This is a genomic window from Streptomyces sp. NPDC052773 (genome assembly GCF_044547145.1).
In the GTDB taxonomy this organism is placed as follows: domain Bacteria; phylum Actinomycetota; class Actinomycetes; order Streptomycetales; family Streptomycetaceae; genus Streptomyces.
The window spans coordinates 1-20,436 of record NZ_JBITZX010000028.1 but is presented as its reverse complement, the minus strand read 5'-3'; the positions used below and the strand labels follow the sequence as shown (position 1 = coordinate 20,436).

Genomic DNA, 20,436 nt, shown 5'->3' with positions numbered 1-20,436 from the left:
GGCACCCCCATCGCATCGACTCCCTCCTCCGCCTTGCGATGCACGGCACCAGACGCCGCTCGCTGATCCGGCCTGATCGACGAGACACCCCCTAGGCACTGCCGGCCGCATGACCGGCGGGTGACGTGTACGGCGGGCAGGCGCGGGTGGTGCCGGAGCGCGACACCGTCTTCCTCTCCCGCTATCCCCACTGTCTGGAAGGTGGCCGCCGCCGGGTGCGTGCCCGGCGCACCACGCCACCGGCGTCGAGGGCTGACCGGTGCCCGCGATTGGGGCCGGGCCGGCCCGGGCACTCGGCCCGCCATGACCGCGCCACGACGGATTCTGCTCACCGGCTGGTTCACCTTCCGGGACGGGGAGGCGACCGCCGGGGACGTGCTCGCGCTCGCCCGCGTCGAGGAGACGCTGAGGCGGGCGGGCCGGCCGTACGACGTCGTCTGGAGCCCCGGGTTCCGGCCCGAGGCGCCGCATCTGGACGATGTGCGGCCCGAGCGTTACTCGCATCTGGTGTTCGTGTGCGGACCGCTGCACGGCCCGCAGATCGAGGACCTGCACCGGCGGTTCGCGCACTGCGTGCGGATCGCGGTGGGCACCTCCGTGGTCGATCCCGGCGCGCCGGCCGTCACCGGGTTCCACCGGGTGCTGGCCCGCGACGCGCCGGACACCGAGCCGTCGCCCGATCTGGCCGCCCGAGCACCGGCCGGGCCCGCCCGTCCCGTGGCCGGGGTGATCCTCACCCACGGGCAGCACGAGTACGGCGCGCGGCGCCGCCACGACCTGGTCGCCGAGCGGGTGACCCGCTGGCTGGCCGGGAAGGACTGCGCCCGGCTCGAGCTGGAGACCCGGCTCGACACCCGCGACTGGCGGCTGTGCGCGACACCCGACCAGCTCGACGCCGTCCTAGCCCGGCTGGACGTGGTCGTCACCGACCGGCTGCACGGCCTGGTCCTGGCTCTGCGGGCCGGTACGCCCGTGCTCGCCGTCGACCCTGTCGAGGGCGGCGCCAAGGTCACCGCCCAGGCCCGCGCCTGCGGCTGGCCCGCACTGCTGCCCGCCGAGCGGGCCGACGCGGACGCCCTCGACCGGTGGTGGGAGTGGTGCCTGGGCGCGGGGCGGGCGGAGGCACGGCGGCTGCGGGAGCGGTTCGCGGCGGGCGCGGTGCGGGACGGTGCGGACGGGCTGCTGGACGCGCTGGACGGTCGTCCGGACAGGCCCGACGGTCACCCTGACGGGCGTCGGCCCTCACCCATGCAGCACCCATGCCCCGCGCCGCTCGCCGGGTCCGTCACCCCTGCCCTTCGCCGTTTCCCTCCGGTACGAGGGCCCGGGCGACGGCCGTGAGGTCGGGGACGACCTCGGCCGCGGCGGCCCGCTCCGCCGTGCCCGGGTGGTCGCCCAGGAGGAGGGCGCGGGCGCCCGCGCGGTGCGCGGCCTCGGCGTCGGCGGCGGTTTCGCCGACCAGGGCGCAGGCGTCCGGGGCGGTGCACAGCCGTCCCGCGGCCCACAGCAGCAGGGCGGGTTCGGGCGCGCAGCAGCGGCAGTCCTCGTCGGGGCCGTGCGGGCAGACGGCCCAGACGTCGAAGGGGCCGAGGAGTTCGTCGACGCGGGTGTCGACGCGGCGGGTCTCGGTCTCGGTGAGCTGCCCGCGCCGGGTGACGACGCCGGTGCGCAGGCCGTGCCGGCGCAGCTGCCGCAGCGTCTCGGCGGCGCCGGGTGCGGGGCGGACGTCGTCGGCCGAACGGGGGGCGTCCCGCAGAAGGACGCGGTCGCGGTTGAACAGTACGGCTCGGACGCTGGTCATCCGGCCACCTCCCGCCAGGGTTGCGCGCCCCGGTGCCGCCACCGTCCGGTGAGCCGGTGCCAGGTCGCGGCGGGCGGGATGAGCACGCTGGTGAGCAGCAGGGTCGTCACCTCGTCGGGGGTGCGGGGCCCGGGGGCGATGCGGGCCCGGGCGAACGCGGCGGTGCCCGCGGCCCAGCCGACACCGGCGGCCAGGGCGGCCCGCCGGTGTCCGGCGGCGGCCAGCGCGCAGGCGGTGGTGCCGGTGGCGGTGACGGCGAGCGGCGCGGACGGGCGCGCGGACGGCGCGACGGCCCGGTGCCACCAGCGGGGTCCGTGCAGGCGCCGCATCAGGACGTCGTCGGCGTGGCGGCGCTGGGCGCGCAGCGAGGCCCAGCGGTCGGCCGGGGGCACCGGCATCCTGCTGGTGCGGCGGCCCTGCCGGATGCGCAGTCCGGTGTCGAGGAGGCGCAGGGCGAGGTCGATGTCGGCGCGGTGGGCGCCGTGGAAGCGTTCGTCGAAGCCGCGGGCCTGTTTGAGGGCGTCGGTGCGGTAGGCCATGTCGGCGGTGATCCAGCGGGCGCGGGCCCGGGCGGCGGTCTCGCGTTCCGCTTCCGTGGGGGCGCGTCCGCCGGGCAGGGGTACGGCGATGACGCCCTGGCTGCCGGCGATGTCGGGGGCGTCGGCGGCGAGGTCGCGGTCGAGCTGGGCGCACCAGTGCGGGCCCGGCTGGACGCCCTCGTCGAGGAAGACGGCCCAGGGGGTGGTGACCGCGCGCAGGCCGGTGTTGCGGGCGGCGGCGGGGCCGCGGCCCCCTCCGGCGAGTACGGTGGCGCGCGGGCGCAGGTCGCCGAGGACGCTCAGCGGGTGGTCGAGGGCGCCGGGCTCGGGGTGGGGCCGGTCGTCGACGAGGACGATCTGGTCCGGTTTCGGCCCGATGGAGGCGGCGAGCGCGGCGAGGCAGTCGGCGAGGGAGTCGCGGACGAGGGTGGGGATCACCACGGCGTAGGCGGTCATGCGGGCCCCCTTCCGGTGTCGGCTCCCCTGGCGCGTACCGCTCTTCGACGGGTGCCAACGTGCGGCCGGATCAAACGCCGGGCGGCCTGTGCGGAGCTGATCGTGCGGCGGCCTTTTCTAGGATCGTGCCGTGGTCCTCTTCACTCTGGAGCGCACCGTGCCGCTCCCCCTGCCCGAGGTCTGGCGCCGGCTCACCGAGTGGCCCCGGCACGCGGACGCCGTCCCGCTGACCCGCGTCCGGGTGCTGACGCCCGGGCCCAACCGGGTCGGGACGGTCTTCGTGGCGCGCACGGGCGTCGGTCCGCTGGCCTTCGACGACCGGATGGAGGTCACGGTGTGGGAGCCGCCCGGCGAGGACACACCGGGCCGGTGCCGGCTGGAGAAGCGCGGCCGGGTCGTCCTCGGCTGGGCGGAGCTGGAGGTCCGGACGGGCCCGGGCGGGCGGGCGCGGGTGGTCTGGCGCGAGGACCTGGGCGTACGGCTGCTGCCCGCGCTGTTCGACCGGCCGCTGGAGGCGGCGGGGCGGGCGGTGTTCGGGCGGGCGGTGAACCGGCTGCTGCGGCGGCCGTGACCCGGAGACGGGATCGGCCACCGAGCCGGTGCGGGTTCGGATAGCCGGGCCGATGCGGGTCCGGACCGCCAAGCCGGTGGGTCCGGGCCGCCCAGCCGGCGTGGGCCGCAGGCCGCCGAGCCGGTGCGGGTCCGGGCCGCCGAGCCGGTGCGGGTCCGGGCCGCCAAGCCGGTGCGGGTCCCGGCCGCCAAGCCGGTGCGGGTCCCGGCCGCCCAGCCGGCGTGGGCCGCAGGCCGCCGAGCCGGTGCGGGTCCAGACCGCCAAGCCGGTGCGGGTCCCGGCCGCCGAGCCGATGCGGGTCCAGACCGCCAAGCCGGCGTGGGCCGCAGGCCGCCGAGCCGATGCGGGTCCAGACCGCCGAGCCGGACGTGTTCAGGCCGCCGCACCGTAGGGTTTCAGGCCGCCGCCATAGCGGGCCAAGCCACCGGACCTTGGCGGGTCAAGCCACCGAGCCGATCCGCCCCGCCGCGGACGGCGGTGTGTCGTGGTGGATGGGCGTATGCGCGCCGGTGAGCGGGCGTCCGCTGCCGCCGCGTCGTTCGGCGACGATCTCGGCGGCGATGGACAGCGCCGTCTCCTCGGGCGTGTGGGCCCCCAGGTCGAGGCCGATCGGGGAGCGCAGTCGGGCGAGTTCCGGCTCGGTCACGCCGGCCTCGCGCAGCCGCTCGTCGCGCTCCAGGTGGGTGCGGCGCGAGCCCATCGCGCCGACGTAGGCGACCGGCAGCCGCAGGGCGAGCCGGAGCAGGGGGATGTCGAACTTGGGGTCGTGGGTGAGGACGCACAGGACGGTGCGGCCGTCGGTCCCGGTGCGCGCGAGGTACTCGTGGGGCCACTCGACGACGATCTCGTCGGCCTCGGGGAAGCGGGCCTGCGTGGCGAAGACCGGGCGGGCGTCGCAGACGGTGACGTGGTAGCCGAGGAACTTGCCGACGCGCACCAGGGCCGCGGCGAAGTCGACGGCGCCGAAGACGATCATGCGGGGCGCGGGGACGGAGGTCTCGATCAGCAGTGTGAGCGGTGCTCCGCACCGTGAGCCCTGCTCTCCGATCTCCAGGGTGCCGGTGCGGCCTGCGTCCAGGTAGGCGGCCGTCTCGCCGGCGGCCGTGCGGTCCAGCTCGGGATGGCCGCCGAGGCCGCCGTCGTACGAGCCGTCGGGGCGCACCAGCAGCGCGCGTCCGCGCAGCTCGTCCGGGCCCGCCACGACGCGTGCGACCGCGGTGGTCTCGCCGCGCGCGGCGGCGGTCACGGCCGCGGCCACCACCGGCCGGGCGGGGTCGTCCGCCCGGACCGGGGTGACCAGGATGTCGATGACGCCGCCGCAGGTCAGGCCGACCGCGAAGGCGTCCTCGTCGCTGTAGCCGAAGCGCTCGAGGACGGTCCGGCCGTCCTCGAGCGCCTGCCGGCACAGGCCGTAGACCGCGCCCTCCACACAGCCGCCGGAGACCGACCCGACCGCCGTGCCGTCGGAGTCGACCGCGAGGGCGGCACCGGGCGGTCGGGGCGCGCTCCCGCCGACGGCCACCACGGTGGCGACGGCGAAGTCGCGTCCCTGCTCGACCCACCGGTGCAGCTCTTCGGAGATGTCCAGCATGTCGGTCTCCTTACGGCGGTGCGGGGAGAGCACGGCCCGGGCGTACGGCTAGTGCACGCCGAGCCAGCCCTCGATGGGGTTCAGGGCGAAGAACACCACGAAGATCGCCGTCAGCGCCCACATGAAGGCCCCGATCTCGCGGAACTTGCCCTGGGCGCTCTTGATGGCGACGTACGCGATGACGCCCGCCGCGACGCCCGCGGTGATGGAGTAGGTGAAGGGCATGATCACGATGGTGAGGAAGACCGGGATCGCGGTGGCGCGGTCGGCCCAGTCGACGTGCCGGGCGTTCATCATCATCATCGCGCCGATGACCACCAGGGCGGCAGCGGCGACCTCTCCCGGCACGATCGCCGTGAGCGGGGTGAAGAACAGGCAGGCCGCGAAGAACAGGCCGGTGACCACGGAGGACAGGCCGGTGCGGGCGCCCTCGCCGACGCCGGTGGCCGACTCGACGAACACGGTCTGGCCGGAGGCGCCGGAGACGCCGCCGATCGCGCCGCCCGCGCCGTCGATGAACAGCGCCTTGGACAGGCCCGGCATCCGGCCCTTGTCGTCGGCGAGCTTGGCCTCGGTGCCGACGCCGATGATGGTGGCCATCGCGTCGAAGAAGCCGGCGAGCACCAGCGTGAAGACGATCATGCCGACGGTCATCGCGCCGACCTCGCCCCAGCCGCCGAACTCGACCTCGCCGAAGAGTGAGAAGTCGGGCATCGAGACGGCGCTGCCGTGCAGTTCGGGGGCGCCGCTCGCCCACTGCTTGGGGTCGATGACGCCGAGGCCGTTGAGGACCACGGCGAGCAGGGTGCCGCCGACGATGCCGATGAGGATGGCGCCGGGGATGCCGCGCGCCTGGAGCATGAAGATGCCGAGGAGGGTGAGGGCGAAGAGGAGGACGGGCCAGCCGGCCAGTTCACCGCCGGGGCCCAGGAGGACCGGACCGCCGCCGGGGTCCGGGTTCTCGTGCACGAAACCGGCCTTGACCAGGCCGATCAGGGCGACGAACAGACCGATGCCCATGGTGATGGCGTGCTTGAGGGCGAGCGGGATGGCGTTCATGATCATCTCGCGCAGGCCGGTGACGACCAGGAGCATGATGACGACGCCGTACATCACGCACATGCCCATGGCCTGCGGCCAGGTCATCTCCGGGGCGACCTGGGAGGCGAGGACTCCGGAGACGGAGAGACCCGCGGCGAGTGCCAGGGGCACCTTGCCGAAGAAACCCATGAGGAGCGTGGTGAGGGCGGCCGCGAACGCGGTGGCGGTGATGAGTGCCTGCTGGCCGAGCGTGTTCCCCGCCGCGTCCTTGCCGGACAGGATCAGGGGGTTGAGGAGGAGGATGTACGCCATCGCCATGAAGGTGGTGATGCCGCCGCGCACCTCACGCGCGACCGTGGATCCTCTGTGGGTTATGTGGAAGTACCGGTCGAGCCAAGACCGTCCGGCCGGGACGCGGGTTCCATCGCCCGCGTCCTCCGCGACGGTCTTCGGCTCAAGTGACTGCTGGGTCATGTGGGCCTACTCCCAAGGTTCAAAGGGGCACCCGTCGGTCGCCGTCGGCGCCGGGCGGGATTTGGGAAGGTGCTTCGGCCGCACGACCCGGGGGACGGCCCGAGACGAACGATCAGCCTGGTGGTGCCACGCCCCGCGAGCGGTGCGGTGCGTGTGGTGTACTCCGGGCGGCACGGGGAGGCGTGACGTTCCCGTGCGCCGCCCGGAGGGTCTTATGCGGTGCCGGTGAGGTGCTCGGGGCGGACCGGCGTCCGGTTGAGCTCCAGCCCCGTCGCGTCCCGGATCGCCGCGAGGACGGCCGGGGTGGACGACAGGGTGGGGGCCTCGCCAGCGCCGCGCAGCCCGTAGGGTGCGTGGTCGTCGGCGAGTTCGAGCACGTCGACCGGGATGGTCGGCGTGTCGAGGATCGTGGGGATCAGGTAGTCCGTGAAGGAGGGGTTCCGCACCTTCGCCGTCTTCGGGTCGACGACGATCTCCTCCATCACGGCGACGCCGAGACCCTGGGCGGTGCCGCCCTGGATCTGGCCGATCACGGACAGCGGGTTGAGGGCCTTGCCGACGTCCTGGGCGCAAGCCAGTTCGATCACCTTGACCAGGCCCAGCTCGGTGTCGACCTCGACGACCGCGCGGTGCGCGGCGAAGGAGTACTGGACGTGGCCGTTGCCCTGGCCGGTGCGCCGGTCGAAGGGCTCGGTCGGCCGGTGCCGCCACTCCTCCTCGACCTCCACGGCGTCGTCCTGGAGGACGTCGGCCAGGCCGGCGAGGACCTCGCCGCCTTCGGTGACCACCTTGCCGTCCTCCAGCAGGAGTGCGGCGGTGGCCCAGGCGGGGTGGCGGGAGCCGAACCTGCGGCGTCCGATCTCCAGCACCTTCTCCCGGACCAGCTCGCAGGCGCTCTTCACGGCGCCGCCGGTGACGTACGTCTGCCGGGAGGCCGAGGTGGAGCCCGCCGAGCCGACCCGGGTGTCGGCCGGGTGGATGGTCACCTGGGCCACGCCCAGCTCGGTGCGGACGATCTGCGCGTGGACGGTGACACCGCCCTGGCCGACCTCCGCCATCGCGGTGTGCACGGTCGCCACCGGTTCGCCGTTGACGACCTCCACGCGGACCTTCGCCGTGGAGTAGTCGTCGAAGCCCTCGGAGAAGCCGACGTTCTTGATGCCGACCCCATAGCCCACGCCCCGTACGACGCCTTCCCCGTGCGTGGTGTTGGACAGTCCGCCGGGGAGCTGCCGTACGTCGGCGCCCTCGCTGGACTCCCACTGGCGCTCCGGCGGCATCGGCCTGGCCTTGACGCGGCGCAGGAGTTCGGCGACGGGGGCGGGCGAGTCGACGGGCTGGCCGGTCGGCATGAGCGTGCCCTGTTCCATGGCGTTGAGCTGCCGGAACTCCACCGGGTCCATGCCGAGTTCCTTCGCCAGCTTGTCCATCTGCGCCTCGTAGGCGAAGCACGCCTGGACCGCGCCGAAGCCGCGCATGGCGCCGCAGGGCGGGTTGTTGGTGTAGAGGGCGATGGCCTCGATGTCGACGTCGTCGACGGCGTACGGCCCGGCCGACAGGGAGGAGGCGTTGCCGACGACCGCCGGGGAGGTGGAGGCGTAGGCGCCGCCGTCCAGGACGATCCGGCACTTCATGTGGGTGAGCCTGCCGTCGCGCGTGGCGCCGTGCTCGTAGTGGAGCTTGGCCGGGTGGCGGTGGACGTGCCCGAAGAAGGACTCGAACCGGTTGTAGACGATCTTGACGGGCTTGCCGGTGCGCAGCGCCAGCAGGCAGGCGTGGATCTGCATCGACAGGTCCTCGCGCCCGCCGAACGCGCCGCCGACACCGGCCAGCGTCATCCGCACCTTGTCCTCGGGCAGGCCGAGGACGGGCGCGAGCTGGCGCAGGTCGGAGTGGAGCCACTGGGTGGCGATGTAGAGGTGGACGCCGCCGTCCTCCTCGGGGACGGCGAGGCCGGACTCGGGGCCGAGGAAGGCCTGGTCCTGCATGCCGAAGGTGTACTCGCCCTCGACGATCACATCGGCCCGCTCACGGGCCTTGGCCACGTCGCCGCGGACGATCGGCTGGCGGTGGACGATGTTCGGGTGCGGGACGTGCGGGGCGTGGTGGTCGTCGCGGTGCTCGTGGACGAGGACCGCGTCGGGTGCGAGGGCCGACTTCTCGTCCGTGATCACCGGGAGGTCGCGGTACTCGACCTTGATCTTGGCGGCGGCGCGGCGGGCGGTCTCCGGGTGGTCGGCGGCGACGATCGCGACGGGCTCGCCGTGGTGGCGGACCTTGCCGTGGGCGAGGACCGGGGTGTCCCGGATCTCCAGGCCGTAGTGGCGCACGTCGGTGGGCAGGTCGTCGTACGTCATGACGGCGTACACGCCCGGCGTGGCGAGGGCCTCGGCGGTGTCGATGGAGACGATCTCCGCGTGCGCGACGGTGGAGCGCAGGATCTGGCCCCAGAGCATGTCCTCGTGCCACAGGTCGGACGCGTAGGCGAACTCGCCGGTGACCTTGAGGGTGCCGTCGGGGCGGAGGGTGGACTCGCCGATACCGCCCTTGGCGGGCGCGCCCTGGGTGATCTTCGTCGGGGTACCGCTCGGGGAAGCCATGATCAGACCCCCTCTGCCTGCCGGGCGGCGGCCAGGCGGACCGCGTCCATGATCGTCTCGTAGCCGGTGCAGCGGCACAGGTTGCCCGACAGGGCCTCGCGGATGTCCGCGTCGGTCGGGTCGGGGTTGCGCTCCAGCATCTCGTCGGCGGCGACGAGCAGGCCGGGGGTGCAGAAGCCGCACTGGACGGCGCCGGCGTCGATGAACGCCTGCTGGACCGGGGACAGTTCGGTGCCCTCGCCGGTCTGCGAGTCGGTGCCCTCGGCCCGCCAGGACGCGGCCTCGTCGAGGGAGGTGCCGCGCGCGCCGCCGGCGGGGCCGCTGCGGGCGCGCCGGCGGGCGTGGTCGGCCAGGCCCTCGACGGTGACGACCTCACGGCCCTCGGCCTGGCCGGCGGCGACCAGGCAGGAGCAGACGGGCACGCCGTCGAGGCGCACGGTGCAGGAGCCGCACTCGCCCTGCTCGCAGGCGTTCTTGGAGCCCGGCAGGCCGAGCCGCTCGCGCAGCACGTAGAGCAGGGACTCGCCCTCCCAGACGTCGTCGGCTTCCTGCGGTCGTCCGTTGACGGTGAAGTGGACGCGCATCACGCGGCTCCCTCCGTGACGCGGCGGGCGCCGCGGTACGACTCCCAGGTCCAGGTGAGCGTCCGGCGGGCCATCACGCCGACCGCGTGGCGGCGGTAGCTCGCGGTGCCCCGGACGTCGTCGATCGGGTTGCAGGCGGCCGAGCACAACATGGCGAACCGCTTCACGACCGACGGGGTGATGATCTTGCCGTTGTCCCAGAAGCCGCCCTCCTCCAGCGCGGCGTTCAGGAACTCCTCCGCGGTGGTCGCCCGGATCGGGGTCGGGGCGGCCGAGCCGATGCCGGTGCGGACCGTGCGGGTCCGGGGGTGCAGGGCGATGCCGAACGCGCACACGGCGATGACCATGGCGTTGCGGGTGCCGACCTTGGAGAACTGCTGCGGGCCGTCGGCCTTCGCGATGTGCACGGCGCGGATCAGCTCGTCCGGGGCGAGCGCGTTGCGCTTGACGCCGGTGTAGAAGGCGTCGATCGGGATGCGGCGGCTGCCGCGCACCGACTCGGCCTCGACCTCGGCGCCCGCCGCGAGCAGCGCGGGGTGGGCGTCGCCGGCCGGGGAGGCGGTGCCGAGGTTGCCGCCGACGCCGCCGCGGTTGCGGATCTGCGGGGAGGCGACGGTGTGCGAGGCGAGGGCCAGGCCGGGCAGCTCCGCCCGCAGGTTCTCCATGATCTTGGTGTACGGAACGGAGGCGCCCAGGCGCACGGAGTCCTCGCCGACTTCCCACTCGGCCAGCTCGCCGATACGGCCCAGGTCGAGGAGGTGTTCGGGCCGGCGGTGGCCGAAGTTGATCTCGACCATCACATCCGTGCCCCCGGCGATCGGCACAGCGGTGGGGTGCTCGGCCTTCGCGGCGAGCGCCTCCTCCCAGCTGGCGGGGCGAAGGAAGTCCATGACCGGCTCTCTTCTACGTTGCGTGGGTCGTGCGGATTGAGCCAATCCGTGTGCTGCGGGCCCGGCTCGTTCACCTTCCGTTCATGCGGCGTGGAGCCAGTACACAGCGCCGTGCTCGGGGGCGGTCAGTCGCAGAAACCATGAAGGAGTTGGCTGGCCAGGGCGGTCATCTTGTAGATTCGTATGAACGGAGGCCCTCAGAGACCTCTCCGTTCACCTCGGGAAACGTCCGGCCCAGGCGCGTGACCTGGGGCGCCTCCGAGGAAACGGCGAGCAACCGCATCGGACGACCCTGTGTCGGCCCGTCGAACGGCCCGCTGACCCGAACCCACCCACACCATCGGTTTCAATCGTAAGTTTCGAGACAAAGAACGGCGGCGACGAGAATGCGGCTGCGCGCACTGCTGGACACCGACGCGCTGGGCCTCAGGCTGCTCGGCGGCGAGGACGAGCTGGACCGCACCGTGCGGGGCGTGATGACCACCGACCTGCGGGACCCCAGCCGCTACCTCTCCGGCGGCGAGCTGGTCCTCACGGGCCTCGCCTGGCGCCGGGACGCCGCCGACTCCGAGCCGTTCGTGCGGATCCTCGTGCAGGCGGGAGTGGCCGCCCTGGCCGCCGGTGAGGCCGAGCTGGGCGACATCCCCGAGGACCTGGTGGCGGCCTGCGCCAAGCACCGGCTGCCGCTGTTCGCGGTGCACGAGTCGGTGGCCTTCGCGACGATCACCGAGCACGTCGTCCGGCAGGTCTCCGGGGAGCGCGCCGGGGACCTCGCGGCCGTCGTCGACCGGCACCGGCGGATGATGACCTCCGGACCCGCGGGCGGCGGCCCCGACGTGGTCCTGGACCTGCTCGGCTCCGACCTGGACCTGCGCGCCTGGGTGCTGTCGCCGACCGGCCGGCTGATCGCCGGGCCCAAGGTCGCCGGGCCCGGACAGTCCGCCGAACTCCCCGCCGAGCTGTGCGCGAAGCTCGCCGCCGAGCACCTGTCCGCCGCCCGCACCGGCCGGCGCGGCCCGTACCGGGTGCCGGTCGGCTCCTCGACGTACTCGCTCTTCCCCATCCGCAGCAGCGCCCGCGCCCCGCAGACCTCCCGGGACGTGCGCGAGACCGTGCTGTCGGACTGGGTGCTCGCCGTGGAGGCGGACGCCGGGGACTGGGCGGAGGAACGGCTCGACCTGCTGCACGGCGTCACCCAGCTGATCGCGGTGGAACGGGACCGCCGGGACGCCGCGCGCACCGTGCGGCGGCGGCTCGCCCAGGAGGTCCTGGAGCTGGTGCAGGCCGGCGCCGCGCCCGCGGAGATCGCCGCCCGTCTGCGGGTGGCCGCCCCGGTGCTGCTGCCCGGTCTCGGCGCGGCCCCGCACTGGCAGGTCGTCGTCGCCCGCGTCGAGTGGGACGGCGGGGAGATCGAGGCCGGCCCGGTGGCGCAGTCGCTGCTGGAGGAGATCCTGGTCGACCCGCTGGCGACCGGTCCGGAGCCCTCCGACCGCATCGCCGTCGCCCACGCCGGCGACGAGGCCATCGCGCTCGTGCCGCTGCCCGCGGTCTCCGCCGAGCACGACGGCTCCGAGAGCGGCGTCCTCGCCGACGCGCTGCTCGCCGCCGTACGCGAACCGCTGTCCGCCGGTCTGGACGGCGACGGCCGGGTCACGCTCGGCGTCAGCGCCGCCGTCCACTCCGCCGAGGGGCTGCGCGGCGCGCTGGAGGAGGCCCGGCACGCCCGCCGGGTGGCCGCCGCCCGCCCCGGCCGGGTCTGCGCCGCGGGCCACCAGGAACTGGCGTCCCACGTTCTGCTGCTGCCCTTCGTCCCCGACGACGTGCGCCGCGCGTTCACCGCCCGGCTGCTGGACCCGCTGCGCGACTACGACCGCCGGCACCGCGCGGAGCTGATCCCCACCCTCGAGGCGTTCCTGGAGTCCGACGGCTCCTGGACGCGCTGCGCGAGCCGGCTGCACCTGCACGTCAACACGCTGCGGTACCGGGTCGGCCGGATCGAGCAGTTGACGGGCCGTGACCTGTCCCGCCTGGAGGACAAGCTGGACTTCTTCCTGGCACTGCGGATGAGCTGAGGACACGCCCGCGAGCGACTGAAACCTCGGCGGGCGCGGAGCCCCACGACTTTGTGAAATCCTTCACCCACCCTCTTGGCCGGGCCATGCGATCCGTGCTGAGATGCGGCCACCACTCAACAGCTCGATGGCGTGCTCGGGGAGGGCGAGGTGGCGTATACCGCCATGTCTGGTAACGGAACGACCGCCGGTGACGATCCACTCCAGACCGCGGTATGGCGGCTGCGCTCGCGGGCCTGCTGGGCCGACGCGGCCGCCCTGCTCCAACCGGTCACGGCCGCCGCCGCGTTGCAGCGCGCCGCGCTGCTGGTGGAGCGCTGTCTGTACACCGAGCAGGGCTGGGAGGACGCCGAGGACGCGCTGCGCACCGCCGAGGCGCTGGCCCACACCGACGACGAACGCGGCGCCGCCGCTTGTGAACGCGGGTACTTGGCGTACGCCGCCACCCTCCTCGGGGTGCGCGACCGCGCCGACGAGGCCCGCGCGGCGCTGGGCCGGGCGGCGGCGCTGATCCCTCCGGGGGTTCCGGCGCGGGCCCTGCTGGACTTCCGCCGGGGCCTGCTCGCGGAGAACCTCGCCCGCTCCCCCCAGGCCGCCCGCGCGGCCTACCGCCGCGCCCACGCGGGCGCCACCGCCCACTCCGACGCCCTCCTGCTCTCCTTCACCTGGCGCCACCTCGCCGGACTCGCCCTGCGCGACGGCGAGTTGGCCGAGGCCCGGCACGGCTTCGCCGAGTCCCTGCGCATCCGCGAGGAACTCGGCTACCTCGTGGGCACGGCCCCCGCCCTGGTCTCCCTGGCAGACGCCGAAACCGAACCCGAGGCCTCCCGCCTACGCGAGGAGGCCCGCCGCCTCTTCCACCTCCTGGGCGGAGTCCCCACCTGGCTGTCCCGCCACCTGACACCACCGGCGGCTACGGCGTAGGCGGCGGGGCGGCGCACAGGGGGAGAGGTTGCGGGGCGCTGTCCCACGGGGCGTTGCCGGGCTGCGGCCACGCGGTCGACGGGGTCGGGGGCGCCCGGGTGGGCGACGGGGGTACCCCCTGCTCGAAGAGCTGGGGGGGGGGAGGCGCCCCGCGAGCGCGGGTGAGGTCACCCACCTTCGCCCAACCCCGTCCCCGGTTCAGCTCATCCCGCCGCCGCCCCCGAAGTGCTCCCCCACCAGCACCCGCACGGCCTCCGCGTCCCCCGCGATCAACGCGTCCAGCAGGGCGACGTGCTGCGCCGCGTCGGCCATGAGTTCAGTCCGACTCCGGCCCCCGGCCACCCCAGCCGACCCGGCAGCCCCGGCAGCCCCGGCAGCCCCGGCAGCCCCGGCCAACGGCCACTGCGCCCGCCGATGCAGATCATCCGCGATCCGTACCAGCTGCTCGTTCCCCGCGAGCCCCAGCACGGCCCGATGGAACGCCCGGTCCGCCTCGGCGTACGTCACCCTGCACCCGGACGCCGCCGCCCGCGCCGTCGCCTCCGCCAGCGGCCGCAACTCGGCCCACCGCGCCGCGGGGACGGTACGGGCGAGCCGCAGCAGCACCGGCACCTCGATCAGCGCCCGCACCTCCGCCAGCTCCGCCAGCTCGCGCGCGTCGCGCTCGACGACCCGGAAGCCCCGGTTGGGCACGACCTCGACCGCGCCCTCCAGGGCGAGCTGCTGCATGGCCTCGCGGACGGGCGTCGCCGAGACCCCGAACCGCTCACCGAGGGCGGGCGCCGAGTACACCTCGCCGGGCCGCAGCTCCCCGGTGACCAGCGCGGAGCGCAGCGCCTGGAGGATCTGCCCGCGCACGGACGACCGCTGCACGACGGGCCGTACGCCCTCCGCCGAGGGTCGCGCGTGCGGAATCGGTTGTTCACTGTGGGTGTGCTCACCCCGCACCGCCGCCGAAACCGCGGCCCGCGCCTGAGCCGGCACCCGAGCAGCGGACGCTTCCTCGCCACCCACCGAAAGACCGGACGCCCCGGCTCCAGCCCCGGCCCCCGCCTCCGCAGACCCCTGCGCGCGCTGCTTCACGGAGGCCTCCTGAACGGGCTTGTCGTCGGTTGTCGTCGGTTGTCGGTGGTTGGGCAGATTACGGCCGGTTGTTACTCGTCCGTCAAGCACCTTAGGCGCAGGACGCGGTAGTTCAAACTCGCGATCGATTGGGTAAGGTAAGGCTTACCTCTACTCGATCAGTCACTCGACCCCAAGGGGCGGTTCCCGTATGCCTGTGCGCTCTTCGGCCGTAGCGGACGCGTACGCCCGCCTCTCGGAGGCGTTCCCGGGCCTCACCGTCACCGAACTGGGCCCCGGACAGCCGGCCCCCCGGGGCGGCGGATGGATCGCCTCCGCCGCGCTGGCCGAGGGCGGAGCCGACCTCGACGCCTTCCTGGCCTGGGACGACGCCCAGGTCGTCCGGGACTACGGCCAGAAGGCCCGCCCCGACGTGATCGCCAGCTTCGGCCTGCACCGCTACGCCTGGCCCGCCTGCCTGCTGATCACCGTCCCCTGGTTCCTGCACCGCCGCGTCCCGCGCTACCCCGTGACCCACGTCTCGTACGACCGCACCGCCCCCGGCCTCTCCATCGGCCGCCTGGCCGTCCGCCCCGCCGGCTTCGCCTGCCTGCCCGGCGACCCGGCCGCGGCGCTGCCCGGCGCCCGGGTGGTCGACGGCGAGGAGGCGCTGCGCGCCGAGGTGCGGGCGGCGGTCGCCGAGCACCTGGAGCCGGTCCTCGCCGGCTTCGGCCCGCGGATGCGCCGACGCGGCCGGGCGCTGTGGGGCATGGCGACCGACGAGGTCGTGGAGGGGCTGTGGTACGTCGCCCACCTGCTCGGCGAGCAGGAGCGCGCGCGGCACGAGCTGGAGCTGCTGCTGCCGGGGGCGACCAAGCCGTACGTCGGCTCGGCGGCCTTCCGCGAGCTGACCGGCCCGGACGGCGAGCGGCTGCCCACCCGGGACCGGGCGAGCTGCTGCATGTTCTACACCGTGCGCCCCGAGGACACCTGCGCCACCTGCCCGCGCACCTGCGACGCGGACCGCGTCGCCAAGCTGACCGCCACCGCGGCGAGTTGACCTCCCGCCACTTCCGTCCCACAGGATCACCCTTGAACCGGTGATCCCTGCGATGGCAGCTGATTCACCGTTTCCTCACGTGTTGCGGGAATTTTCCCCGGAACCACCTGCACGGGTTGTCTTATTCGAACTCAACTCACCTGTTTCATAAGGAAGTTCGAGCAGAACACCGTCCGTGTCTCCCTCTCGGGCCCCCTTGGCGGCCTCTTGCCTCGAAACCCCCAGAGGGCCTGCGGCTTTGGGCCACTATGGCGGGCGTTACGCCCTATCCCAATGCAAGGGACCACCGGATGAGACTGACCGAGATATCGCTGAACTGGCTGCTTCCGGGCGCCGTACTGCTCCTGGGCATGCTGGCGGCGGTGGCGGTGCTCGCGCGCGGCAAGCGGACCGCGGGGAAGGACGCGAGCGCCGACGACTCCTGGGAGCGCAACGAGGAACGCCGCAGACGCAAGGAGGCCATCTACGGCACCGTCTCCTACGTCCTCCTCTTCTGCTGTGCCGCGGTGGCGGCGGCGCTCTCCTTCCACGGCCTGGTCGGGTTCGGCGAGCAGAACCTCGGCCTCTCCGACGGCTGGCAGTACCTGGTGCCCTTCGGGCTCGACGGCGCGGCGATGTTCTGCTCGGTGCTCGCGGTCCGCGAGGCCAGCCACGGGGACGCGGCGCTCGGCTCCCGGATACTCGTCTGGACGTTCGCCTTCGCCGCCGCCTGGTTCAACTGGGTGCACGCGCCCCGCGGCGCCGGTCACGCCGGCGCCCCCCACTTCTTCGCGGGCATGTCCCTGTCCGCCGCGGTCCTCTTCGACCGCGCCCTGAAGCAGACCCGCCGGGCCGCCCTGCGCGAGCAGGGCCTGGTTCCCAGACCGCTGCCGCAGATCCGCGTGGTGCGCTGGCTGCGGGCGCCGCGGGAGACGTACAAGGCGTGGTCCCTCATGCTCCTGGAAGGTGTGCGCAGCCTCGACGAGGCCGTCGAGGAGGTCCGCGAGGACAAGCGCCAGAAGGAGCAGGAGCGGATGCGCCGCCGCGACAAGGAGCGCCTGGAGCGCGCCCAGCTGAAGGCGATCAGCCGGGGCCACCGCGGCTTCGTCGGCCGCGGCGGCGGACGGCAGGTGGAACTGCCGTCGGTCGAGCAGGGCTCCGAGATGGTCTCCGCGGAGCCTGCCATATCGGCGCCGGAGCAACTGCCGGTACGCGCCCGGCCCTCCCTGCAGCCGGTCCGCGGCAGGTCCTCTGACCCGGTCACCGTGGACCTCACCGCGGAGGACGACACCCAGGCCCTGCCCCGCCTCGACTCCCTGGAACGCAAGCTCAAGGACCTGGAGCAGCAGTTCGGCTAGGCCCGGACCGGGGACCGGGCGACAACGGGACGGGGTGCGGCCTCGAAGGGCCGCACCCCGTCCCGTTCACGTCTCAGGCGGCGTCCGCGTCCAGTTCGAACCAGACTGACTTGCCCACCGCGTGCGGCCGTACGCCCCAGGCGGCGGCGAGTGATTCGACCAGCACCAGGCCCCGGCCGTGCGTACCGTCGTCGGAGTCCGGTACGCGCACGCGGGGGCGTCGGGCCACGAAGTCCCGTACCTCCACGCGCAGTCCGTGCGGTCCGATGGTGGCCGTCAGGACCGCGTCGTCGTCGGTGTGCACCAGCGCGTTGGTGACGAGCTCGCTGGTCAGCAGCTCCGCCACGGCCGAGCAGCCGGGACTGCCCCACTGCCGCAGCAGTTCGCGCAGCGCCCGGCGGGCCTCCGGGACCGCCCGCAGATCCGCCCGGTCCAGTCTGCGGCGCAGCTGCGACGCCGGTATCCGCTCCGCGGCGCCGTCGGTCTCGTCCTCCACCGTCCCCGTCGAGAGAGCCCCGACCGTGGTGGGCCCGCCTCCTCGTGTCTGACTCCTCATGTCCCCCGCCCGCGTGCCGATGTCGGTTCCCCTCCTGGTCGAACACGTTCACGGGGATCCTTGCCCGGTCGGCACCGGGCCAGTCATACCGGATCGCCGACGACCGGGTGTTCGGCCACGCTCGAGGCGCCCGGGGGCGGCCGGACGGGACGCGGACGGCGCGTCCGGCCCTCCGGGCGCGCGGCGGGGATCGGCTCACATGTCTATTGCCGTCTGCCGATCCGTCCGTACACGGCCCAGTGGTGAGGCGGGTGGTTCCTCGACAGTGGCATATCTGCAAGCGCCGGCGCCCCGGAATGGCCGAGGCGAAAGTGGCCGGAATACGACCGTCCCGGGGTTCCGGGGTTCCGGGGTTCTGGTGCGGTGTCCCGGAGTCCGGCGTTCGGTGTCCGGTGTCCCGATGCCTGGTTTCCCGATGCCTGGCTTCCCGGTGGCGCCGTCCCCACCCCCGTGGCGGGACGGCGGCCACCGGTCCGCGCGGCGGTCGCCGCCGGGTCAGTAGAGCTTGTTCACGGCGGTGGCCGTCGTCTTCCGGAACGCGCGGACGGGCGCGTCCCCGAAGTCGCCCATCTGCGACCACTCCACGACGGTCACGGTCCGCCCGTCACGTCCCACCGACAGCAGACGGATGTCCGTCGCGCCCCAGGACGTCTCGGTGTGCAGACCGTGGACGCGGGCGCCCTCCTCGGCGGCGACCCTGCCGTAGTTCCGATAGCCGGCCTGCACCTCGGGGTCGCTCTGCTCGATACGGCCCGCGCAGGACCGGATATCCCGGTTCATCCGGTCCGCCAGTGCCTTGGCCTTGGCGGTGGTGCCGGTGACGATGGTGAGCTGGCGGGCGGTGGTGTCGAGATCGGTGTGGAACGGGCGGTAGCGGGAGTCGTAGCCCGGGAACACCTCGTCCAGGCAGAGCCGCAGCTCGTCCGGTACCCCGTCGGTGACCTTCCCCGCGGTCCACGACGAGGAGGGGTGCGGCGGCAGCTCGGCGGCCGAGAGGAACGCGGGCGAGGGCGCGGCTCCCGCCGGGACGGCGAGGGCGGTGACGCCGGTGAGCGCGGCGACGGCGACTGCGGTGAGCGCTCCGGCTCGGGTGCGGATGGGCATGGGTCTCCCCGTGTACGAGTGCGTGCGTGTGGACTGCCGCCCACCGCCGGCGGCCGGACCGGCTCACGGGGCGACATCTCGAGCATCGGCGGGCTGCGGCGGGGGCGCAACAGGGGACGCCCGTTCCGTCGGCATGGAACCATCCCACCCCATCTGACGTGCAGATATAAGAAGGCCTGGGATGCCGTCCCGGGCGCGCCGAGCACACCGGGGGAAGGGTGTCGGGACACGACGACGACGTCGCGGGGTTCGCGAAGCTGCTGCGCGAGCTGAAGGAGCGTACGGGCCGCAGCTACGGTGCGCTGGCCCGTCGCCTGAACATGAACACCTCCACGCTGCACCGCTACTGCGCGGGCGACGCGGTCCCCCAGGACTTCGCACCCGTGGAGCGGTTCGCCGCGCTGTGCGGGGCGACACCCGAGGAGCGCCTGGAACTCCACCGCCACTGGCTGGCGGCACTGGCGGCACGCGGACGCCCCGGCACGGCCTCTGACCCTTCGCCGGTGGCCGGCCGGGCGGTCGTCGGGCCCGACGACACCGACGAGCCCGGCCAGACCGGCCAGACCGGCCAGACCGGCCAGACCGGCGAGACCGGCGAGACCGGCGAGACCCGCGAGCGTCAAGAGCCCAGCGCGCCCGGAGACCACGCCGCTCCGACCCCACCACAGCCGCCCGCCCCCTGGTACCGCCGCCGTCGGCTCGTCGTCTCCGCCGCCGTCGCCTGCGCCTTCTTCCTCGCCACCGTGGGCAGCCTCGCCGCGCTCCCCACCGACCGCCGCCCCTCCACCGAGGCCGCCCCGCCGTCCCGTACGACGGCCACGGCACCCGCGCCGGGCACCCCGGACGGCTCCTCGACGCCCACGCGCTCCCCGTCCCCCGGAAGTCCCTCGCCGACCGCCTCGCCCACCGCGCCCGAGAGGAAGGACGACAAGCCCCGCCCCTCCCCCACCAACCCCGCGGGCCGAACCGCACCCGCCCCTTCCCCCACCACCCCCGCCATCCCCCTCACCTGGACCGCCGACTCCCACGTCTGGGCGCAGGGCTGCGGCCAGGACTACGTGATCGGCAAGCCGCCCGCCCAGGTCCCGCCGCCCCCGGCGCCGCAGGACGCCGGGACCTGGGCGGCGACGCAGCACGCGGTGCACGGCAAGGAGACGAGCGTACGGATCTCCGTGCAGGGCCTGTCCGACACGGCCGTCGTGCTGGAGGCGCTGCGGGTGCGCGTGGTCGGGCGGGCGGAGCCTGCGGCGGGCAACGCGTACGCCATGGACCAGGGCTGCGGCGGTGCGCTCACGCCCCGGCACTTCGCGGTGGACCTGGACAAGGACCGGCCCATCGCCCGCTCGGTCGCGGGGAACGACGCGGGCACGCCCATCCCGGCGGTCCGGCTGCCGTACCGGGTGTCGGCGGAGGACCCGGAGGTGCTGCTGGTGACAGCGCGGACCGAGGGCTGTGACTGCCGCTGGTGGCTGGAGCTGGACTGGTCCTCGCAGGGCCGCACCGGCACGGTCCGCGTCGACGACCACGGCCGCCCGTTCCGCACCAGCGCCCTGGGCGGCCTGCCCCGCTACACGTACGACACCTCTGCCCGCGCCTGGGCGCCGTACCGCCAGGGCGGGCCGAGCGACACCCCCTAGATGTGCTGTCCGGACAGGTTGGTGACGCGGCTGGCTGGTGGCTGGCCGCCGATGCCGGTGTGGGGTCGGTGGTAGTTGTACCAGTGAAGCCAGTCGGGAAATGCTGCCTGCCGTTCGCTGTCTGAGGTGTAGGGCCG

18 protein-coding genes are annotated in these 20,436 nt (G+C 74.2%); 7 read left to right on the top strand and 11 right to left on the bottom strand.

The genetic code is table 11. From position 1 onward, the window contains the following. The first annotated feature begins 303 nt into the window (after window positions 1-303). A complete protein-coding gene (locus ACIG0D_RS34895) occupies window positions 304-1,341 on the top strand; it encodes a polysaccharide pyruvyl transferase family protein (protein ID WP_399809369.1) in 1,038 nt (345 codons plus the stop codon). Here ACIG0D_RS34895 and ACIG0D_RS34890 read toward each other — a convergent pair. Both ACIG0D_RS34890 and ACIG0D_RS34885 read right to left on the bottom strand, forming a co-directional pair. After that, the gene (locus ACIG0D_RS34890; RefSeq protein WP_399809366.1) at window positions 1,286-1,801 is read right to left on the bottom strand and encodes an HAD-IIIA family hydrolase; all 516 of its coding nucleotides are present in this window, start codon (window positions 1,799-1,801) and stop codon (window positions 1,286-1,288) included. The genes ACIG0D_RS34895 and ACIG0D_RS34890 overlap by 56 nt on opposite strands. After that, window positions 1,798-2,796: a glycosyltransferase family 2 protein gene (locus ACIG0D_RS34885; protein WP_399809363.1), complete on the bottom strand. Its 999-nt coding sequence runs from the start codon at window positions 2,794-2,796 to the stop codon at window positions 1,798-1,800. Before ACIG0D_RS34885 ends, ACIG0D_RS34890 begins: the two co-directional genes overlap by 4 nt. Window positions 2,797-2,926: 130 nt before the next feature. Between ACIG0D_RS34885 and ACIG0D_RS34880 the strand changes: the two genes are divergently transcribed. Then, on the top strand, window positions 2,927-3,367 hold the full coding sequence (locus tag ACIG0D_RS34880) for an SRPBCC family protein (RefSeq protein WP_399809360.1): 441 nt from the start codon (window positions 2,927-2,929) through the stop codon (window positions 3,365-3,367). Window positions 3,368-3,806: 439 nt separating this feature from the next. Here ACIG0D_RS34880 and ACIG0D_RS34875 read toward each other — a convergent pair whose 3' ends face one another. The 5 genes from ACIG0D_RS34875 to ACIG0D_RS34855 all read right to left on the bottom strand — a co-directional run bounded on the left by ACIG0D_RS34875 (window position 3,807) and on the right by ACIG0D_RS34855 (window position 10,547). After that, window positions 3,807-4,958, bottom strand: coding sequence for an XdhC family protein (locus ACIG0D_RS34875; RefSeq protein WP_399809357.1), 1,152 nt, complete (start codon window positions 4,956-4,958; stop codon window positions 3,807-3,809). Between the two features lie 48 nt (window positions 4,959-5,006). After that, on the bottom strand, window positions 5,007-6,473 hold the full coding sequence (locus ACIG0D_RS34870) for an NCS2 family permease (RefSeq protein WP_399809354.1): 1,467 nt from the start codon (window positions 6,471-6,473) through the stop codon (window positions 5,007-5,009). 212 nt (window positions 6,474-6,685) lie between these two features. Further along, window positions 6,686-9,073 (bottom strand): xanthine dehydrogenase family protein molybdopterin-binding subunit, encoded by a 2,388-nt coding sequence (locus tag ACIG0D_RS34865; protein ID WP_399809351.1) that lies wholly within the window; start codon window positions 9,071-9,073, stop codon window positions 6,686-6,688. Between the two features lie 2 nt (window positions 9,074-9,075). Beyond that, complete coding sequence (locus ACIG0D_RS34860) at window positions 9,076-9,657, bottom strand: (2Fe-2S)-binding protein (protein ID WP_399809348.1); 582 nt, start codon at window positions 9,655-9,657, stop codon at window positions 9,076-9,078. Further along, on the bottom strand, window positions 9,657-10,547 hold the full coding sequence (locus ACIG0D_RS34855) for an FAD binding domain-containing protein (protein ID WP_399809346.1): 891 nt from the start codon (window positions 10,545-10,547) through the stop codon (window positions 9,657-9,659). The genes ACIG0D_RS34860 and ACIG0D_RS34855 overlap by 1 nt, the downstream gene beginning before the upstream one ends. Before the next feature lie 386 nt (window positions 10,548-10,933). Here ACIG0D_RS34855 and ACIG0D_RS34850 point away from each other — a divergent pair, with 386 nt between their 5' ends. Next, window positions 10,934-12,619: a PucR family transcriptional regulator gene (locus ACIG0D_RS34850; RefSeq protein WP_399809343.1), complete on the top strand. Its 1,686-nt coding sequence runs from the start codon at window positions 10,934-10,936 to the stop codon at window positions 12,617-12,619. A 165-nt stretch (window positions 12,620-12,784) separates the two neighbouring features. Then, window positions 12,785-13,543 carry a hypothetical protein gene (locus ACIG0D_RS34845; RefSeq protein ID WP_399809340.1) on the top strand — a complete coding sequence of 253 codons (759 nt, stop codon included), beginning with the start codon at window positions 12,785-12,787 and terminating at the stop codon, window positions 13,541-13,543. Between the two features lie 198 nt (window positions 13,544-13,741). On the opposite strand, the gene ACIG0D_RS34840 is transcribed toward ACIG0D_RS34845, so the two are convergent. Then, window positions 13,742-14,626: a GntR family transcriptional regulator gene (locus ACIG0D_RS34840; RefSeq protein WP_399809337.1), complete on the bottom strand. Its 885-nt coding sequence runs from the start codon at window positions 14,624-14,626 to the stop codon at window positions 13,742-13,744. Between the two features lie 190 nt (window positions 14,627-14,816). On the opposite strand from ACIG0D_RS34840, the gene ACIG0D_RS34835 reads away from it, so the two are divergent. Together ACIG0D_RS34835 and ACIG0D_RS34830 are read left to right on the top strand one after the other, a co-directional pair. Beyond that, window positions 14,817-15,665 carry a (2Fe-2S)-binding protein gene (locus tag ACIG0D_RS34835; RefSeq protein WP_399809334.1) on the top strand — a complete coding sequence of 283 codons (849 nt, stop codon included), beginning with the start codon at window positions 14,817-14,819 and terminating at the stop codon, window positions 15,663-15,665. Between the two features lie 290 nt (window positions 15,666-15,955). After that, a complete protein-coding gene (locus ACIG0D_RS34830; RefSeq protein ID WP_399809331.1) occupies window positions 15,956-17,002 on the top strand; it encodes a DUF2637 domain-containing protein in 1,047 nt (348 codons plus the stop codon). A gap of 73 nt (window positions 17,003-17,075) precedes the next feature. Here ACIG0D_RS34830 and ACIG0D_RS34825 read toward each other — a convergent pair whose 3' ends face one another. Together ACIG0D_RS34825 and ACIG0D_RS34820 are read right to left on the bottom strand one after the other, a co-directional pair. Further along, window positions 17,076-17,558 (bottom strand): ATP-binding protein, encoded by a 483-nt coding sequence (locus tag ACIG0D_RS34825; protein WP_399809328.1) that lies wholly within the window; start codon window positions 17,556-17,558, stop codon window positions 17,076-17,078. A 495-nt stretch (window positions 17,559-18,053) separates the two neighbouring features. Beyond that, entirely contained in the window at window positions 18,054-18,662 is a 609-nt protein-coding gene (locus tag ACIG0D_RS34820; RefSeq protein ID WP_399809325.1) for a hypothetical protein, read from the bottom strand. A 218-nt stretch (window positions 18,663-18,880) separates the two neighbouring features. Here ACIG0D_RS34820 and ACIG0D_RS34815 point away from each other — a divergent pair, with 218 nt between their 5' ends. Next, window positions 18,881-20,299 carry a helix-turn-helix domain-containing protein gene (locus ACIG0D_RS34815; RefSeq protein ID WP_399809323.1) on the top strand — a complete coding sequence of 473 codons (1,419 nt, stop codon included), beginning with the start codon at window positions 18,881-18,883 and terminating at the stop codon, window positions 20,297-20,299. On the opposite strand, the gene ACIG0D_RS34810 is transcribed toward ACIG0D_RS34815, so the two are convergent. Beyond that, window positions 20,296-20,436, bottom strand: a 141-nt coding sequence (locus tag ACIG0D_RS34810) for an integrase core domain-containing protein (protein WP_399809372.1), incomplete at its 5' end; no start/stop codon positions are given. The genes ACIG0D_RS34815 and ACIG0D_RS34810 overlap by 4 nt on opposite strands.

Bases quoted from the DNA above. Each gene is read 5' to 3' on its own strand.
- ACIG0D_RS34835 (WP_399809334.1), top strand. From the start codon at position 14,817: ATGCCTGTGCGCTCTTCGGCCGTAGCGGACGCGTACGCCCGCCTCTCG.
- ACIG0D_RS34895 (WP_399809369.1), top strand. From the start codon at position 304: ATGACCGCGCCACGACGGATTCTGCTCACCGGCTGGTTCACCTTCCGG.
- ACIG0D_RS34820 (WP_399809325.1), bottom strand. From the start codon at position 18,662: ATGCCCATCCGCACCCGAGCCGGAGCGCTCACCGCAGTCGCCGTCGCC.
- ACIG0D_RS34875 (WP_399809357.1), bottom strand. From the start codon at position 4,958: ATGCTGGACATCTCCGAAGAGCTGCACCGGTGGGTCGAGCAGGGACGC.
- ACIG0D_RS34855 (WP_399809346.1), bottom strand. From the start codon at position 10,547: ATGGACTTCCTTCGCCCCGCCAGCTGGGAGGAGGCGCTCGCCGCGAAG.
- ACIG0D_RS34830 (WP_399809331.1), top strand. From the start codon at position 15,956: ATGAGACTGACCGAGATATCGCTGAACTGGCTGCTTCCGGGCGCCGTA.
- ACIG0D_RS34845 (WP_399809340.1), top strand. From the start codon at position 12,785: ATGTCTGGTAACGGAACGACCGCCGGTGACGATCCACTCCAGACCGCG.
- ACIG0D_RS34870 (WP_399809354.1), bottom strand. From the start codon at position 6,473: ATGACCCAGCAGTCACTTGAGCCGAAGACCGTCGCGGAGGACGCGGGC.
- ACIG0D_RS34860 (WP_399809348.1), bottom strand. From the start codon at position 9,657: ATGCGCGTCCACTTCACCGTCAACGGACGACCGCAGGAAGCCGACGAC.
- ACIG0D_RS34825 (WP_399809328.1), bottom strand. From the start codon at position 17,558: ATGAGGAGTCAGACACGAGGAGGCGGGCCCACCACGGTCGGGGCTCTC.
- ACIG0D_RS34885 (WP_399809363.1), bottom strand. From the start codon at position 2,796: ATGACCGCCTACGCCGTGGTGATCCCCACCCTCGTCCGCGACTCCCTC.
- ACIG0D_RS34865 (WP_399809351.1), bottom strand. From the start codon at position 9,073: ATGGCTTCCCCGAGCGGTACCCCGACGAAGATCACCCAGGGCGCGCCC.
- ACIG0D_RS34890 (WP_399809366.1), bottom strand. From the start codon at position 1,801: ATGACCAGCGTCCGAGCCGTACTGTTCAACCGCGACCGCGTCCTTCTG.
- ACIG0D_RS34850 (WP_399809343.1), top strand. From the start codon at position 10,934: ATGCGGCTGCGCGCACTGCTGGACACCGACGCGCTGGGCCTCAGGCTG.